Source organism: Mycobacterium sp. 050134, from assembly GCF_036409085.1.
Classification (GTDB): Bacteria; Actinomycetota; Actinomycetes; order Mycobacteriales; family Mycobacteriaceae; genus Mycobacterium.
The window spans coordinates 1-15,183 of the sequence record NZ_JAZGLV010000034.1 but is presented as its reverse complement, the minus strand read 5'-3'; the positions used below and the strand labels follow the sequence as shown (position 1 = coordinate 15,183).

Here is a 15,183-nt window from a genome sequence, read left to right as displayed (position 1 = left end):
GCTCGTCGCGCGCCTCAGTGCCCGACGGTTCGGCTTGCTCCTCGCGCGTTCCGCGCTCGTCGCGCGCCTCAGTGCCCGACGGTTCGGCTTGCTCCTCGCGCGTTCCGCGCTCGTCGCGCGCCTCACGACCCGAGCCCTGCGTCAAGCGGAGAGGGCGTCGGCGCGACCGGGCCCGGAACCACACCGGGGCCCGGCGGTGGCGGCGGGATCGGCACCTGCGGCGGGTTCAGCCCGATGAGCGGCGAGGGGTTCTCGTCGTAGGCATTGGGCGGTCCCGGCGGTGTCTGCAGCGTCGACTGGACGGGCGCGATGTCGGGGCCGCCCATCAGCTCGGCCAGCGAGTCGGGCGTCATCAGCCCCGCCGTGATCGGCCCCACCTGCTGGCCCTGCATGCCGGGGGCGACGATCCAGCCGGGCTGGGTGTTGCGGTGCGAAGTCGGGGTGTCCGGCACCCAGATGCCCGGGACGGTCGTGTCCTTGTATCCGTTCGGCGGTTGCAGCCGCGGCTCGGAGTACGCGATTTCCTTGGGCAGGGTCTCGGCGGTGCTGAACAGGTTCAGGCCGAAGGGCGGGTAGTTGAACTTAATCGAATCGAGGATCGGCCCGAGGTACTGCGCGCACAGCTCCGCGGACTCCTGGTAGCCGGCGCGGCTGCCGGCCTGGATCGCGCTGCAGATGAACTGCATGGGGTTGGCGAAGTTGGTGATCGCCGGGATGGCGACCACCGCGCCGTGCGACGGGTGGTAGATCTGGTTGATGTTGGAGGCGGCCGTCGGGAGGATATGCAGCGCGGTCTCCAGCCCGTTCAGCGAGTCCGGCTGAAGCAGCGAGTTGGTGGCGGTCGCCAGGTTGTTCACGTCCTGCGTCAACACCTGGCGGTTCTTGTCCAGGAACGGGCGCACGGTGGACAGCAGGCTGTCGAACTGCTGCACCGCGTTGGCCAGCTCACCGTCGTTGCGCGCCAGGCGGGTGGTGACGTCGGCCAGATTCTGGTTGAGCGCGACGAACTGCTGGTCGTCCTGGTGCAGGGCGTTGACGAACAGTGCCAGGCTCTTGAGCACCGCGAAGAAGTCGCCGCGGCCCTCGTTCAGCGCGGTCACCGCCTGCGAGAGGCTGCTGAGCGTGGTGTTGATCTGCTTGCCCTTGCCGGCCAGTCCGTCGGCGAAGGACTCGATGACCTCACCGAATGGGCCCTTCGGCTGCTCGGGCGTCGGGCCGAGCTTGGAAATGATGTTGGTGATGCTGTTGCGCAGCTGGTCCCACTCCACCGGGACCTGGGTGCGGTCCTCGGGGATCACCGCGTTGTCGCCCAGCACCGGGCCGCCCTTGTAGGCGGGCTCCAATTGGATCGCGCGCGACGCCACCAGCGTCGGGTTGAGGATCACCGCCGACGCGTTAGCCGGCACCTTGTACTTGTTCTCGTAGTGGAAGGTGACCTTCATCTTGTCGCCGGCCGGCTCGATCTTGTCGATCGCGCCCACCCGCAGACCCATGATCTGGACCTTGTCGCCCGGGTACAGCGCGTTCGCCGCCGGGAAATAGGCGACCACCGTGTTGTTCGTCAGCTTCTGATAGAGCTGCCAGCCCGCGTACCCGACCGCCAGCACGAGCACCACCGCCACCGTGCCGACGATGATCGTCGCCCGGGTCAACTTCGGTAGCCGCATGTTGCGGATGTCAAAGATGGTGCTCAATTCTGGCTACCCCCTCCCGCTGCGCCGCTGCCCCCGGTACCGCCCGGATTGATGAACGGTGCCGGCAATTGCTCTCCCGGTCCGGGCGGAGCCGGCGGGCCCGGCGGCAGGGCCGGGGCGAAAGTCGACGGCGGCGGCGTCGGGCCGGCCGGCGCCAGGTTCTCGGTGCGCGATCCCGGCGGCGCCTGCGTCGGCAGCGGCACCGGGGTGCCCGGCGCGTTCGGGGGCGGGTCGCCCGGCCGCCCGGCGATCGGGATGCCCGGCGTCGGCGGCAGGCCGTCCGGGTTCGGCGGCGACGTCGCGACGTCGACGGGCGCGGGGAAGCCCGGGCCGCCGAACGGACCGATGTTCGCACCGGCGCACGGCAGCGGGTTCCACGGCCGGGGCAGGCCCTCGTCGCCGACGGTGACGTTGCCGCCGGGGTTGGCCGGCGTGTAAGAGCAGGGCGATCCCGGCGGAACCGCGGGCCCGGGGTGCTCCGGCGTGCCTTCCAGCACCGGCGGTGCGGGCGGCGGCGCGCCGTTCGGGAACCGGGTGCCGTTCGGGTCGGGCCAGCGGAACTCCGGCAGGCCGGCGCTGCGCCAGAAGTTCTCGGGGTCGATGCCGCGCTTCTTGAAGGCGGCGTCGACGAACGGCTGGATGATCTGGTACGGCGCCAGGTTGTGCAGCACGACCTTGAAGAACGGTCCCGACGCGATGGCCTCGTTCAGCGACGGGAGGAACTTGCCCACCTCGGTGAAGCCCGCGGCCAGGTCGTCCTTGCGCTGCACCAGGATGTCGCTGACCGTCCGCAGCTGCTCGAGCACGTGGTTGAGGTTCGGGTTGTCGTTGATGAAGCCCTTCACCTGCTGGGAGAACGCGGCGACGTTGGCCAGCAGGGCGTCGATCGCGCGCCCGCGCTCATTGAACGCAGCCAGCAGCGTCTTCGCGTTGACCAGGAGGCGATCGACCTGATCGCTGCGGTCGCCGAGGACGCTCGCCACCTGGTTAGCCTGGGCCAGCAGGTGTTTGATCTCCTCGTCGCGCTTGCCGATGGTGTCGGAGAATTTCGCGACCCCGTCGAGCGCGGCGCTCAGGTGCGGGTAGGTCTGGTCGATCGTCTCCGAGAGCACGTGCAGCGACTGCTTCACCGTGTCGATGTCCCACCCGGAGGCGGCCTTGGTGGCGTCGAAGAACGCGTCGTAGATCTGGTAGGGCGTGGTGCTCTGGCCCAACGGCAGGGCGCTGCCTGGCCGCAGCGCCTGGTTGCCCCGGGCCTCGATCTCGAGGATCTTTTTGCCCAGGATGGTGTCGGTCTTGATGGCCAGCCGGCTCTCGGTGCCGATGGTGGCCGTGCCGATGTTGAACTTGACCACGATGTGGTCGCCGTCGATCTTCAGGCTCTCGACCTTGCCCACGTCCACGCCGGCGATGCGCACCTTGTCGCCGGTGCTGATGCCGCCGGTGTCGGTGAACTGTCCGTAGTACTCGGGCTTGGCGGTGAGCATCGGAACGCTCGTGATGCTCTGGCCCACGCCGACCACGAGCAGCGTGACCAGGATGCCCATCACGCCGATGCGCATCCGGTTGGGCGGTTCAAGCGTTCTCATTGCGGCGTGCACCTACCCGTCGGCTGCTGGAAGAGCCGGACCGTGCGGATGGGACCGCCGGGCTGCAGGCCGTTCAGCTTGAGAGTGATGTCGCAGGAATAGAAGTTGACGAAGTCGCCGTAGGACCCGATGGCACGGCCGATCATGTTCAGGGCCGTGGGCACCTTCTTCAGGTAGTCCTGCAGTTGATCCTGTTGGTCGATGAGGGGCTGCTGGACCGCGTCTAGGTAGTCGATGGTCTTGTGTAGCAGCCCCCGGTCCTCGGCCAGCAGGTCGGCCACGGTGCCCGCGGCATTGCTGATGTGCGCCGTCCCGCCGGCCAGCTGGTCCTTGTGGTCCTTGAGCCCGGTGATCAGACCCTCGAGGTTGTTCACCGTCTGGTCGAACTGCTGCCGGTGTCGCACCGTGGTGTCCAGCACGATGTTCAGGTTCTTGACCACCTGGCCGATCGCCTGGTCACGCTCGCCGAGTTGGGAGGTGAGCTGTGCGGTCTGATCGAGGATGTCGTTGATGGTCCCACCCTGCCCCTGGAACACCGTGACCAGCGCCGTCGCGATGGTGTTCACCTTCTGCGGGTCCAGCGCCCGGAACAGCGGCTTGAACCCGCCGATCAGCGCGTCGAGGTCGAGCGCCGGGGAGGTCCGCGCCACGGGGATGAACCCACCGGGCGAGAGCACGCGGTCCGCGCCCTCGCCGTCACCGCGCTTGAGCTCCAGGTAGCGGTTGCCGATCAGATCTAGGTACCGGATCTGGGCGGTGGTCGACTGGTACAGCGGCACCCCCCGGTCCACGTTGAACTCCACCTTGGCGCGCTTGCCGCCGTCGACCAGGTCCACCGAGGCGACCTTGCCGATCTCCACGCCCGAGGCCCGGACGAACTGGCCCGCCCGCAGCCCGCTGGCATTGGTGAATTCCGCCGTGTACTTGTACGTACGGTCGAAACGCATCTGCCCGAACACCACGATGATCATCACGGTGAACAGCAGCAGCACCAGGGAGAAGATGCCGAGTCGGACGAGGGTACCGGTGATTTTCATGGGTTGATCGTGTTATCCCCTACCTGGCGGCCCCAGACGTACTCGGTCGCGTAGGGCGACCCCGTGTCCAGGTGGTTGTACGGCGCGATGCTGTTGCCGGTGTCCATGACCAATTCCGGCGCGGGCCACAGGTCGTGGGTGATCTGCTGCCAGCAGCCCGGCGCACCGCCCGGCCCGCCGCGAGCGTTGACCCGCGGCAGGTTCTCCGGATAGGTGTAGGGGTTCGGTGCCCCGCCGACCACCCCGGCAATGCCGCCGAGCCCCATCGTGAGGAGTCCCACCGCGGCGAGCGACAGCGGGTTCGCGATGAGCCCCAGGCCGGACAGTGCCTCGGTCTCGGTGGCCAGCGAGTAGCCGTTGCCGCCGAGGAACGAGGCGGCCTTGGGCTCGATGTCGTGGTAATTGCGGATCGTGCAGAAGATGGCCGGGCTGTAGGTGTCCAGCAGCTGCGCCGACGGGACCAGGTCTTTGGCGCCGCGCGCTAGGTAGGGGCCGCCGCGCTCGAAGATGTCGGCGCCGGTGTTGCCGAAGCCGGCCGCCGACAGCAGGGCCTGATCCAGGTCCTTCTGCTGGCGGTTGATGGTGCGGGCGGTCACCACCGCGTTGTTGAGGAAGTCGAGCAGGTCCGGAGCGGCGTCGGCGTAGGTGTCGCCGAGCGCCGCCAACTGCTGGATGTCCCGGCGGGCCTGCGGCATCTGCGGGTTGACGTCGTCGAGGATGGCGTTGGCGTTCACCACCGACTGCCCGAACCTGTCACCCAGCCCGGTCAGCGACTGGGCGGCCGCGCTCAGTGTCAGGTTGAGCTTCACCGGATCGACCTTTTCGGCGATCGAGGTGATCGTCTGGAACAGCGTGTTGATCTCCGTCGTCACCGTGCTCGCGACGATCGTCGTCTGCGGGTTCAGGTGCCCCTTCGCGATGGTGTTCCCCTGGGCGTCCCTGGGCGTCGTCAGGGAGACGTACTTGCCGCCGAACACCGTGGTGGCCTTGATGTCGGCGGTCACGTTCGCCGGGATCAGCGAGAGGTACCGGGGGAAGACGTCCAGCGTGAATTTCGCCGCCGGCTTCCCGTCGCGCACGGTCTCGCCGATGTTGGCGACCCGGCCGATCTCCACCCCGTTGTAGGTGACTTTCGAGCCCGGGTCCATGACGAGCCCGGCGCGCGATGCCACCATCGTCAGTTTGGTCTTCGGGGTGAAGTCGCCGCGGAATTGCCCGTAGACCAGGACAAGGACGATCGCGCCGATCACGAGCAGCGCGACGCCGGCCAGTTTGTACGGGGGCGTCCGCTGCGAGTTGGCCTTGATCGGGTCCGCCATGGCACTACACCGTTAGCGCGAAGTTCGGGTTGACGCCGTAGAGCGCCAACGCTGCGGCCAGAACGACAACCTGCACCGACACCAGCGAGAACCGCATGGAGCGGCCGACGGCCTCGCCGACGCCGACGGGCCCGCCACCGGCGTTGTAGCCGTAGAAGCAGTGGGTGATCATCACGACCGCGGTGATGATGATGGCCTCGAGGAACGACCAGAAGACGTCGTCGGGCCGCAGGAACGTCCGGAAGTAGTGCTCGTAGGTGCCGTTGGACTGCCCGTAGAGCACGGTCGTGGTGATCTGCGGCGACAGGAACGACATGATCATGGCCAGCGCGTAGAGCGGAATGATCACGACGAGGCCGGCCATGATGCGCGTGGTCGCCAAAAACGAAATCGACTTGATGCCCATGACTTCCAGGGCGTCGATCTCCTCGCTGATTCGCATGGCGCCCAGCTCGGCGGTCGCGCCGGCGCCCACGGTGGCGGCCATCGCGATCCCGGTGACGACGGGCGCGGCGATGCGCACGTTGATCAGGGCGGCGAAGAACCCGGTGAAGGCCTCGACGCCGATGTTGCCCAGCGAGGCGAAACCCTGGATGGCGACCAGGGAGCTACCGGACAGCGTGACGAAGCCGACGATCGCGACGGTGCCGCCGATCACGGCCATCGCACCGGTGCCCATGCCGATCTGGGCGATCAGGCGCAGCGTCTCCTTGCGGTAGTGGCGCAGCGCGTGCGGCATGTGCCCGACGGCGACGGCGCCGAACCACGCCATCTGACCGATGTCGTCGACCGCGCGGACCACGGCTCCGCCGTAGCGGTTGACGTTCTCCACCGCCCGGGGGAACCGGGCGCGCAACACCGCAGCGGTCGACATGTCAGCGCCCCGTCCCGAACCGCACGCCGATGGTGGTGAGCACGACGTTGACCGCGTACAGGGCGACGACGCACAGGACGACGGTCTCGTTCACGGCGGTGCCCAGGCCCTTCGAGCCGCCGCGCACCGTCAGCCCGCGGAAACAGCCGACCAGCCCGGCGATGAGGCCGAAGATTGCCGCCTTCAGGGTGGCGATGACCACCTCGGGCAGGCCGGTGATGGTGGTCAGGGTGGCGAGATACGCACCGCCCGAGACGTTCTGCAGGTACACCCCGAACAGGTAGCCGCCCACCAGGCCGACGGTGATCACCAAGCCGTTGAGCAGCGTGGCGACCAGGGTCGCGGCGATCACCCGGGGGACCACCAGGCGGTGGATCGGGTCGATGCCGAGGACCTCCATGGCGTCGATCTCCTCGCGGATGGTGCGGGCACCGAGGTCCGCGCAGATCGCCGTCGAGCCGGCGCCGGCCACCACCAGCACCGTGGTCAGCGGCCCGAGCTGGGTGACCGCGCCGATCGCCGCGCCCGCGCCCGAGAGGTCGGCGGCGCCGAACTGGGCCAGCAGGACGTTGAGGGTGAAGATCAGCAGCACGGTCAGCGGGATCGACACCATGATGGTCGGCAGGAACGCGACCCGCATGATGAACCAACACTGAAGGATGAACTCGCGCCATTGGAAAGGCCAGCGGAACAGCGCCCGTCCGGTCAGCACGCACATCCGGAAAAACCCACCGATGAGGGTCAGCGGCGTCTGCAGTTGGTCGCGCACATAGCCCACCAACTGGGGGCCCTGCCGACCCGTAGACGTGGACGTCACCGCACCCCCCTCGCGCCTGCTCGCCCCGACCTCACAGGTGTGATCATCGGCTCCCTACTCGCAGGTAGTAACGGCGACCACAGGAATGTACCCGATGGTTTCGCACGTGTGAACCGCATCTCCACAATTAACCCTTCGTCAACAGCAGGCAAACGTTACAGGTACTGTCAGCCCTCCTCGGCTGTCGTCGAACCCATTGCATCGGAACGTATCTCGAGAAACTTTGCGCTACCGTAACGGACGCGCAGCTCAGTCTTGAGCACCTTTCCGGAGGGGTTGCGGGGTAGCGCGTCGACGATCTCCAGCGCCTTGGGGTGCTTGTAGCGGGCTAACCGCTCGGCCAGAAAATCGGCGAGGTGGTCGAGCCGCAACTCCTCGTCGGTGACCGCCGCGACCGCGATAGGTACCTCGCCCCACTTTTCGTGGCTGCGGCCGATGACGGCCACCTCGACGATGCTGGGATGGCTGGCGAGGATGTTCTCCACTTCGGCGCAGTAGATGTTCTCCCCGCCGGAGATGATCATGTCCTTCTTCCGGTCCACCACCCAGACGTAGCCCTCGTCGTCCATCCGGACGAGGTCCCCGGAGTGGAACCAGCCGCCCGCGAACGCCTCCGCGGTCGCCTCCGGGTTGTTCCAGTAGCCACTCATCAAGGTGGGCGCCCGGTAGACGATTTCGCCGACCTCGCCGACCGGCACGTCGTTCATGTTCTCGTCGACCACGCGGGCCGCGACCGTGGGGATGACCTTGCCGACCGAGCCGCGCTTACGGATCGCGTCCTCGCCGAGCAGCATGCACGTGACGGGCGACATCTCCGTCTGGCCGAATGCGGCGAGGATCTGCGTCCCGGGGAAGGTCGCCGACATTTCGCGCAGCAACGCGTCCGGCGCCGGCGCAGCGCCCCACGACATCACCCGCAAACTCAGGCCGCGGGGGCGCGCCCGCTGCTCGGCACACACCGCCTGCCATTGCGCGGGGACCAGGAAGATCCCCGTGACCTTCTCCGCCGCAAGCACGTCGAGCAGCTGGCCGGGGTCGAACGCCCCGAGCGGATAGATCACCGTCGGGGTGCCGAGCATCATCGGGGTCAGCATGTTTCCGATCCCGGCGATGTGGAAGAACGGGACGCCGATGAAGCCGACGTCGTTGTTGATGTCCGCGCCGTTGGTGTAGAGCCCGGTCATGGTCTGCCCGGCCAGGTTGGCGTGGGTCAGCACGGCGCCCTTGGGCCGCCCGGTGGTGCCCGAGGTGTACATGATCAGCGCCGGCGAGTCGTTGGGGATGTCGACCGGCTGGTGCGCCTCACCGGGCTCGTCGACCAGATCTTCGTAACCGAGCACCGTGTCGTCGGTCGAGCGGCCCGCGACGATGATGGTGTCCACCGACGGCTGGATCTCACGGACCCCCGTCGCGACGGCGGCGAGCACGGGTTCGGTGATCATCGCCCGCGCTTCGCAGTCCTCGACCAGGAAGGCGATCTCGGCGGGGGTCAGCCGGAAGTTCAGCGGCACCGCGATCCCGCCCAGCGCGTTGATCGCGAGTACCGACTCCACGAACTCGGTCCGGTTCAGCATCAGGATCATCACCCGGTCGCCGAACCCGATTCCCCGCCGACTCAGGGCGGCCGCCAGCGCCTCGACGCGGCCCCGCAGCCCGGCCCACGTCACGGTGTTCCCGAGGAACCGCAGCGCCGTGGCGCCCGGTTGCATCAGCGCGTGGCGTTCCAGCTGAGTGACCCAGTTCTGCCGCCGGGCGCGATACAACTGGTCGCTCTCCCGTGACCCCCGTGCCAGATGGCCGGCCAATTGCGCGGTCAACCGAACACTCCCCTTCACTCAGGCACCGATTGCGCCAGGTTGATATTTGATAAAACTTGGTGTTGTGTGGGTCACACTATGGCTTTGTCGGCGCCCTGACAAGACCTGACAAGCCCCCGAAAAGCCGAGGCAGCCGACGTGAATCCACCGATATCCACTCAGCCGAGGAGCCGGCGCCCGCTGCGCCGGTCGCAGTTGTCCGACGAGGTGGCGGGCCGTTTGCGGGCGGCGATCATGTCCGGCCGGCTGCGCGCGGGGACGTACATCCGGCTCGACGAAACCGCCGCCGAGCTGGGCGTCAGCATCACGCCGGTGCGGGAGGCGCTGCTGAAACTGCGCGGCGAGGGCATGGTGCAGCTCGAGCCGCACCGCGGCCACGTCGTGCTGCCGCTGACCCGCCAGGACATCGAGGACATCTTCTGGCTACAGGCGACGATCGCGCGGGAGCTGGCGGCGGCGGCCACCGACCACATCACGGACGCCCAGATCAACGAGCTCGAGCGCATCAACGCGGCGCTCGAGGCGGCCGTCGGCTCCGCCGACGCCGAAACGATCGCCGGCATCGAGTTCGCCTTCCACCGAGTCTTCAACCAGGCCAGCGGCCGGATCAAGCTGGCCTGGTTCCTTCTCAATGCGGCGCGCTACATGCCGGTGCTGGTCTACGCCGGCGACCCGCACTGGGGTGCGGCCGCGATCGATAACCACCGCCGACTGATCGCGGCGCTGCGCCGGCGCGACGCCGTCGCCGTCATCGAGCACACCGTCGAGCAGTTCACCGATGCGGCCCACCGCCTGACCGAGATGCGGGACCGGCTCGGGATTTTCGACTAGCTGAGTTTTACCGGGCGGACAGCTGCTCGGCGCGCCGCTTGAGGTTCTCGGCGAGGTGGTCCAGCACGTTGCCCGCCAGCGACTTCACCATCGGGGCGGGGATCGGCATCGTCGTCTCGACGTCCATGTCGACGGTCAGCAGGCTCGACGCGCCGGTCTCCACCACGCTGAACAGCTGCTCCTGCTTGCTGAACAGGTCGCCCTGCTGCAGGACGGTCTGGATCTGGTTCTCCCCCGGGTAGTACACGGCCTGGATGAACGTGGCCTGCATGCCTTGGTAGTCGGCGTCGAGCCGCAGCTGGCTGGGGCGGCCGTCGTCATAGCGGGCGAGCACCCAAAGGCCTTGGATCTCTTCGTTCCACTGCGGGTAGGCCTCGAAGTCGGCGACGATCCCGAGGATCATCGCCGCGTCGGCGCCCACCTCGACGGTCTTGCTCAAAACTGGCATGGCCCGAAGCATAACGGGGCGCCGACGCGACGAAAGAGTCGGCGGTGGGGGCGATCTCACGCCCCGTCGACGCGCGCCGTCGACAGCAAATCCCGAACGACGTCGGGGATCCGGATCGGCTTGCGGCTGGTTCGGTCTACGTAGACGTGCACCCAGTGCCCGAGGGCGGGGATCGGTTCCGCCGGGTTCCGCGCCCGGAACAGCGCCAGCCGGTAGGTGACGCTGCTGCGGCCCAGGCGGGTCACCGCGATGCCGACGGCGAGGTCCTCCGGGAAGTGCACCTCGGAGAAGTAGCGGCAGCCCGACTCGGCGACGACGCCGAGCGCGGGCGTCGTGAGCGGGTCCAGGCCGGTGGTCGTGTTGATCCAGCCGTTGATCGCGGTGTCGAACAGCTGGTAGTACACGGCGTTGTTGAGGTGGCCGAACATGTCGTTGTCGGCCCACCTGGTTCCGACCGGCCGGCGCACCGGGAAGTCGTCGCCGGTCAGCCCGTCCGGCGCGGGGGGAACCGAAGGGGTCGAGCTCATGACCTACCAGTACCGCATGGCTTGCCGGAACAGGTCCGCCAGGACCGGTTTGCTCATCTCGCGCGGAGCGTTCTGCAGCAGGCGCTGCTGGGGGTGGGCGCCCTCGGTCAGGGCCGCCACGTCGTCGTCGGTGTAGCCGACCCCGCTCAGCCCATTGGGCATCCCCACCGCCCGCATGATCCGGATGAGTTCACCCGCCAGGACCTCGCCCGCATCCGGGGCGCCGGCGTCCCGGGTGTCGGCGCCAAGCAGCCGGGCGCCCTCCAAGTGCCGTTCCGGACTCACCTCTGCCGTGTACCGGAAGGCCGCCGGCGCGTTGACGATCACGGCCATTCCATGCGGCACGAGCGGCTCGTCGGCGGGGTAGCCCGAGGGGCGGAAGTCACGCACCAGGCCCGCCACCGCGTAGGCCATGCCGTGTGGCGCGTGCACGCCGGCGTTGCCGAACGCGATGCCCGCGAGCGTGGCGGCCCACATCATCTGTTCCCGGGCCTCGCGGTCCGAGGCGTCGCGCACCGCGCGCTCGAAGAACTGCCCTAGGGTGCGCAACGCCTCGCGGCAGCCCATGTCACTCCACGGGTTGGCGCCCTGGCTCATCGGTCGCAGGCTCGGCCGTTCGGGGGCGCGGCGCCGGGTATACGGACGCGCGGTGTAGGACTCGAGCGCGTGCGACAGGACGTCGAGGCCCGCCGAGGCGACAACCTCGGACGGCAGGCTCGCGGTGCAGTTGGGGTCGACGAGCGCCTCCGTCGGGCGCAGCGCGTGTGACGCGATGCCGGTCTTGGCCTTCAGCGCCAACAGGTCGAAGATCGCGATCCCGGTGACCTCGCTGCCGGTGCCCGCCGTGGTGGGGCAGGCGATGTGCGGCCTGAGCGGGCCGGGCACGGGCCTGCCCTCGCCGATCGGCGCGTTGACATAGGCCAGCAGGTCGGCCGCATGCGTGCCGTACAGGTTGGCGGCCTTGCACGTGTCGATGACGGAGCCGCCGCCCAGTGATACGTAGCCGTCGGGCTTCGCCTCCTGCGCGAAACGCGCTGCGTCCAGAAACGACGCGTCGGTGGGCTCGACGTGGACGTCGGTGTAGGTGACGACGTCCAGGCCGGCCGCGATCAGCGAGTCGTGCGTCGCCGCAAAGACGGGCAGCGCGGCGACGTCGGCGTCGCTGAACAGCGCCACCCGCCGCAGCCCGAGGGCACGGGCCCGGTCGCCCACCTCCGCCAGGCAACCGCGCCCGAACGTCACCCGCGACGCGTCGACGGTGAAGGCGCCGTCGCAGCCCTCGGCGGGAATCGGGACATCGCAGCAGGACATCACCCGCCATCCTGTCAGACCGCGCGCGGGCTACCGGGGGTGCATGGGCGCCACCGGTTCGACGGTGGTGTCGGGGAGGCGGTGCTGTTCGATGTAGTCCCAACGGATCTGGTAGCCGAGCCCGGGTGCCGACGGTATCTCGACGAATCCGTCCGCGCCCAGCGGATCACAGGGCGCCTCGAGATAGGGGGGCGCGCTGTCGTAGCGCGCCCCGGGGCCGAGCAGCCCGCGCTCGTAGTATTCGCACACGTCCTCGCTGGTCGCGCCGAGCACCTGCAGGTTGCCGAAGCCGCTCATGTGGAGCTCGCAGCGCATGCCGACCGCCTCGCACATCGCGGCCAGCTTCATCACCCCGGTGATGCCGCCGCGCAGCACGTCGATGCGGCTGATGTCGGAGGCGTCGCGCAAGATCCAGTCCGCCCGGGTGTAGATGCCGCCCTCCGCGATCTCCGGTGAGCAGATGGGGATGTCGAGCTCGCGGGCAAGCTTGACGTAGGACTCCGCGCGGTATTCGGGCATCGGGTGCTCGTACCAGTAGAACCCAAGCTTTTCCAGTTCCCGGCCGACCCGCAGCGCGTCGGCGTAGGTGTGGTACGTGCCCCAGGGGTCGAACATCAGCACCATGTCGTCACCGACGGCGGCGCGCACCTCCCGGCAGGCCTGGATGTCCCAGTCCACGTACGACGGCCGGGGCAGCGCGGGTTGGCCCGTCGCGGGATTCCAATAGTGATAGGGGTGGATCTTGTAAGCGCGATAACCGCGCTGCTTGCATTCGGCCGCGTGCGCGGCGTATTGGTCCGGCGAGCCGAGATTGTTGAAGCTGCTGGCGTAGGCCTTGACCTTGTCGCGGGCGCCTCCGAGCAGCTTGTGCACGGGCAGGCCGGCCACGCGACCCGCCAGATCCCACAAAGCCAAATCGATGACGCTGCAGACATTTTCGGGGAGCTTGGCTGCCCACAGTTGCCGCCAGATCTCGGCCCGGTCCAGCGGGTCCTGGCCGGCGAGCAACGGTCCCAGAAAGTGGGTGATCAGCGCCTGATCTCCCGGCAGCAGGCCGTCCTGGTCGCCGTGGAAGTGCCCGCCGAGGTAGTAGCCCTCGGCGCCCTCGTCGGTGAGGATCTTGGTCACGGTCTGGACCACGCGGTAATCGGTCATCAGCTGGCCGAACGAGATTCGATCGACGAATGTCTCGAATGGGACGACCTGGACGCCGGTGATCTTCATGGCACCGAATTCTTCCGGCGGTGCGCGCGCCCGGAGTAGAGGCGAAGGTCCCGCACCCGCCGCCGGCTCTCAGTCGAGCCGGATCAACTTCACCCCGGCCGGCGAGTGGGTGGTCATGTCGCAGAGCAGCGCCTCGGTGGGATCGACTGCGTCGCAGGGGATTTCCGCGGCCACCAGGGCGCAGCTCTTGAACGTGCGCGCCGCCGCGCTGAGCAGGTGCTGTGCGTTTGCCGTCGCGCGGTGGACCCCCAGCGGCCAGCCCTGACCCGCGTGACCCCACAGGGCCACCTCGGTCGCCTGGCCGTCGAGGGAGGAGAGGACTTGCCGACGAACGCGCGCGTCGGCGGCGCTGAACGCCACGACCTCGAGTCGATAACGCAGACACTCGCCGTCGGCACGGATCACCCGCGCCGTCGAGGCCCGATCGGTCTCGCGGACGTCGAACGTTGGAGCGACCATCGATCCATTCCTCACCGCCGAACGCCAACGGTGCGGTCGGCGCGCCTGGGGGCTTGTCTCGGACTTGTCGGGACTACCCGACAGAGTGACACTTCGACGGTACTTTGTAAAGCTGCGGCCGGCGGGTCAGGGCCGCCTCCGGGCCTGGAGCTCGGTGAGGATTTCGTCGGTGCGCTGCCCGAGTTGCGGTGCCACGGAACGCGGCGCCCACGGCGTGCCGTGGAAATCGGCCGGTGTCGCCAGCATCGGCACGGCGGCCACGCCATGGGAACGTCCACCACGCCACCCGCCGCGCGGAACTGCTCGTCGGCGATGACGTCCTCGACCGTGTTGATCTGCGACTAGAAGAAGTCGGGCTCCCCCGCGAACACGTCGGCCCATCCGTCGAGCGGCCACTCGGTGCGGCCCACGGCGCGGCACAGTGCGGGCCAGTGCCGCTCACCCTCCAGCCCGACGATCCAGAACCGCCGACCGTCGCCGGCCGTGTAGTTGTTCATGCACGGGTTGCCCATCGATTCGCGTTGCCCGATGGCGATGGGCTGGCCGGTGCCCGTGCGCTGGCGGGCGACCAGCGCGGCGCAGACCGCGGCGGCCAGGCTCATGCCCGCGGCGTGGGCCGGGTGAGCAGGCGGGCCGACACCGACTCGTGGTCGAGCCCGAGGCGCTGCAAGGCACCGGGACGCAAGTTCGTCACGAATACGTCGGCCGCCGAGAGCAATTCGAATGCGGTGTCCCGGCCCGCCTCCTCGGTGAGGTCGAGGACGATGCTCCGCTTCGAGCGGTTGTCCATCTCGAAGGGCGGGTTGACGCCGAGGTCGCACCCGAGCATGCGGCCGAACATGCGCGCGGGGTCGCCGGAGGGCGGTTCGGCCATGGAAGGGACAGTAATCAGCCACCCGCTCAGAAGGGTGGTGGGTCCTCGTCGATGAGTGGGCCGGGCCCGGCTGGTTGGCCAAGGCGGGCCCGACGGTTGCGGTGGCGTTCGGTGGCGACGTGGTGTGCGCGGTTTTGGGCCCGGGTGCGCTGGCGCAGGGGCATCATCGCGGCGCGCTCCCCGCAGCGCTGGTCGGCGCCCACCGAGCGTCGGCGCGGAATGCCGGTGGGCGCACACAGACTGGGGAACAGCAGCGCGCTGCCCGGTGTCGTGACATAGGTGCGCCCGTCAGGCAGCCACCAGATCACCGTGCCATCGGCGAGCTGCTCGTCGCGCCAGCCCCAGAACGTCTTCAGCAAATG

The 15,183-nt window shown here is 68.6% G+C and carries 13 protein-coding genes and 2 pseudogenes; 1 reads left to right on the top strand and 14 read right to left on the bottom strand.

The genetic code is table 11. From position 1 onward, the window contains the following. Nucleotides 1-122: 122 nt before the first annotated feature. From SKC42_RS25990 to fadD5, 7 genes are all read right to left on the bottom strand, one after another. Entirely contained in the window at nt 123-1,694 is a 1,572-nt protein-coding gene (locus SKC42_RS25990) for a virulence factor Mce family protein (RefSeq protein ID WP_330967111.1), read from the bottom strand. Then, the gene (locus SKC42_RS25985) at nt 1,691-3,283 is read right to left on the bottom strand and encodes a virulence factor Mce family protein (protein ID WP_330967110.1); all 1,593 of its coding nucleotides are present in this window, start codon (nt 3,281-3,283) and stop codon (nt 1,691-1,693) included. Before SKC42_RS25985 ends, SKC42_RS25990 begins: the two co-directional genes overlap by 4 nt. Continuing rightward, nucleotides 3,280-4,320, bottom strand: a complete 1,041-nt coding sequence (locus tag SKC42_RS25980; protein ID WP_330967109.1) for a virulence factor Mce family protein — start codon at nt 4,318-4,320, stop codon at nt 3,280-3,282. The genes SKC42_RS25985 and SKC42_RS25980 overlap by 4 nt, the downstream gene beginning before the upstream one ends. Beyond that, a complete protein-coding gene (locus tag SKC42_RS25975; protein WP_330967108.1) occupies nt 4,317-5,639 on the bottom strand; it encodes an MCE family protein in 1,323 nt (440 codons plus the stop codon). Before SKC42_RS25975 ends, SKC42_RS25980 begins: the two co-directional genes overlap by 4 nt. A gap of 4 nt (nt 5,640-5,643) precedes the next feature. Then, complete coding sequence (locus SKC42_RS25970; RefSeq protein WP_330967107.1) at nt 5,644-6,513, bottom strand: MlaE family ABC transporter permease; 870 nt, start codon at nt 6,511-6,513, stop codon at nt 5,644-5,646. Between the two features lies 1 nt (nt 6,514). Further along, nucleotides 6,515-7,330, bottom strand: coding sequence for an MlaE family ABC transporter permease (locus SKC42_RS25965; protein WP_442932269.1), 816 nt, complete (start codon nt 7,328-7,330; stop codon nt 6,515-6,517). A 167-nt stretch (nt 7,331-7,497) separates the two neighbouring features. Next, on the bottom strand, nt 7,498-9,147 hold the full coding sequence (gene fadD5, locus SKC42_RS25960; protein WP_330967106.1) for a fatty-acid--CoA ligase FadD5: 1,650 nt from the start codon (nt 9,145-9,147) through the stop codon (nt 7,498-7,500). A gap of 138 nt (nt 9,148-9,285) precedes the next feature. Here fadD5 and SKC42_RS25955 point away from each other — a divergent pair, with 138 nt between their 5' ends. After that, a complete protein-coding gene (locus SKC42_RS25955) occupies nt 9,286-9,978 on the top strand; it encodes a GntR family transcriptional regulator (RefSeq protein ID WP_330967105.1) in 693 nt (230 codons plus the stop codon). A 7-nt stretch (nt 9,979-9,985) separates the two neighbouring features. On the opposite strand, the gene SKC42_RS25950 is transcribed toward SKC42_RS25955, so the two are convergent. The 7 genes and pseudogenes from SKC42_RS25950 to SKC42_RS25920 all read right to left on the bottom strand — a co-directional run. Further along, the gene (locus tag SKC42_RS25950) at nt 9,986-10,426 is read right to left on the bottom strand and encodes an SRPBCC family protein (RefSeq protein ID WP_330967104.1); all 441 of its coding nucleotides are present in this window, start codon (nt 10,424-10,426) and stop codon (nt 9,986-9,988) included. Between the two features lie 56 nt (nt 10,427-10,482). Beyond that, on the bottom strand, nt 10,483-10,953 hold the full coding sequence (locus tag SKC42_RS25945; protein ID WP_330967103.1) for an acyl-CoA thioesterase: 471 nt from the start codon (nt 10,951-10,953) through the stop codon (nt 10,483-10,485). A 3-nt stretch (nt 10,954-10,956) separates the two neighbouring features. Then, nucleotides 10,957-12,264, bottom strand: coding sequence for a hydroxyacid-oxoacid transhydrogenase (locus tag SKC42_RS25940; RefSeq protein WP_330967102.1), 1,308 nt, complete (start codon nt 12,262-12,264; stop codon nt 10,957-10,959). A 30-nt stretch (nt 12,265-12,294) separates the two neighbouring features. Next, entirely contained in the window at nt 12,295-13,488 is a 1,194-nt protein-coding gene (locus tag SKC42_RS25935) for an enolase C-terminal domain-like protein (RefSeq protein ID WP_330967101.1), read from the bottom strand. Between the two features lie 69 nt (nt 13,489-13,557). After that, nucleotides 13,558-13,947, bottom strand: a complete 390-nt coding sequence (locus SKC42_RS25930; protein ID WP_330967100.1) for a hypothetical protein — start codon at nt 13,945-13,947, stop codon at nt 13,558-13,560. A 126-nt stretch (nt 13,948-14,073) separates the two neighbouring features. Further along, nucleotides 14,074-14,854, bottom strand: a pseudogene (locus SKC42_RS25925) (CoA transferase); the annotation flags it as partial. Continuing rightward, nucleotides 14,848-15,183: pseudogene (locus tag SKC42_RS25920) on the bottom strand (HNH endonuclease signature motif containing protein); the annotation flags it as partial. The pseudogenes SKC42_RS25925 and SKC42_RS25920, both read right to left, overlap by 7 nt.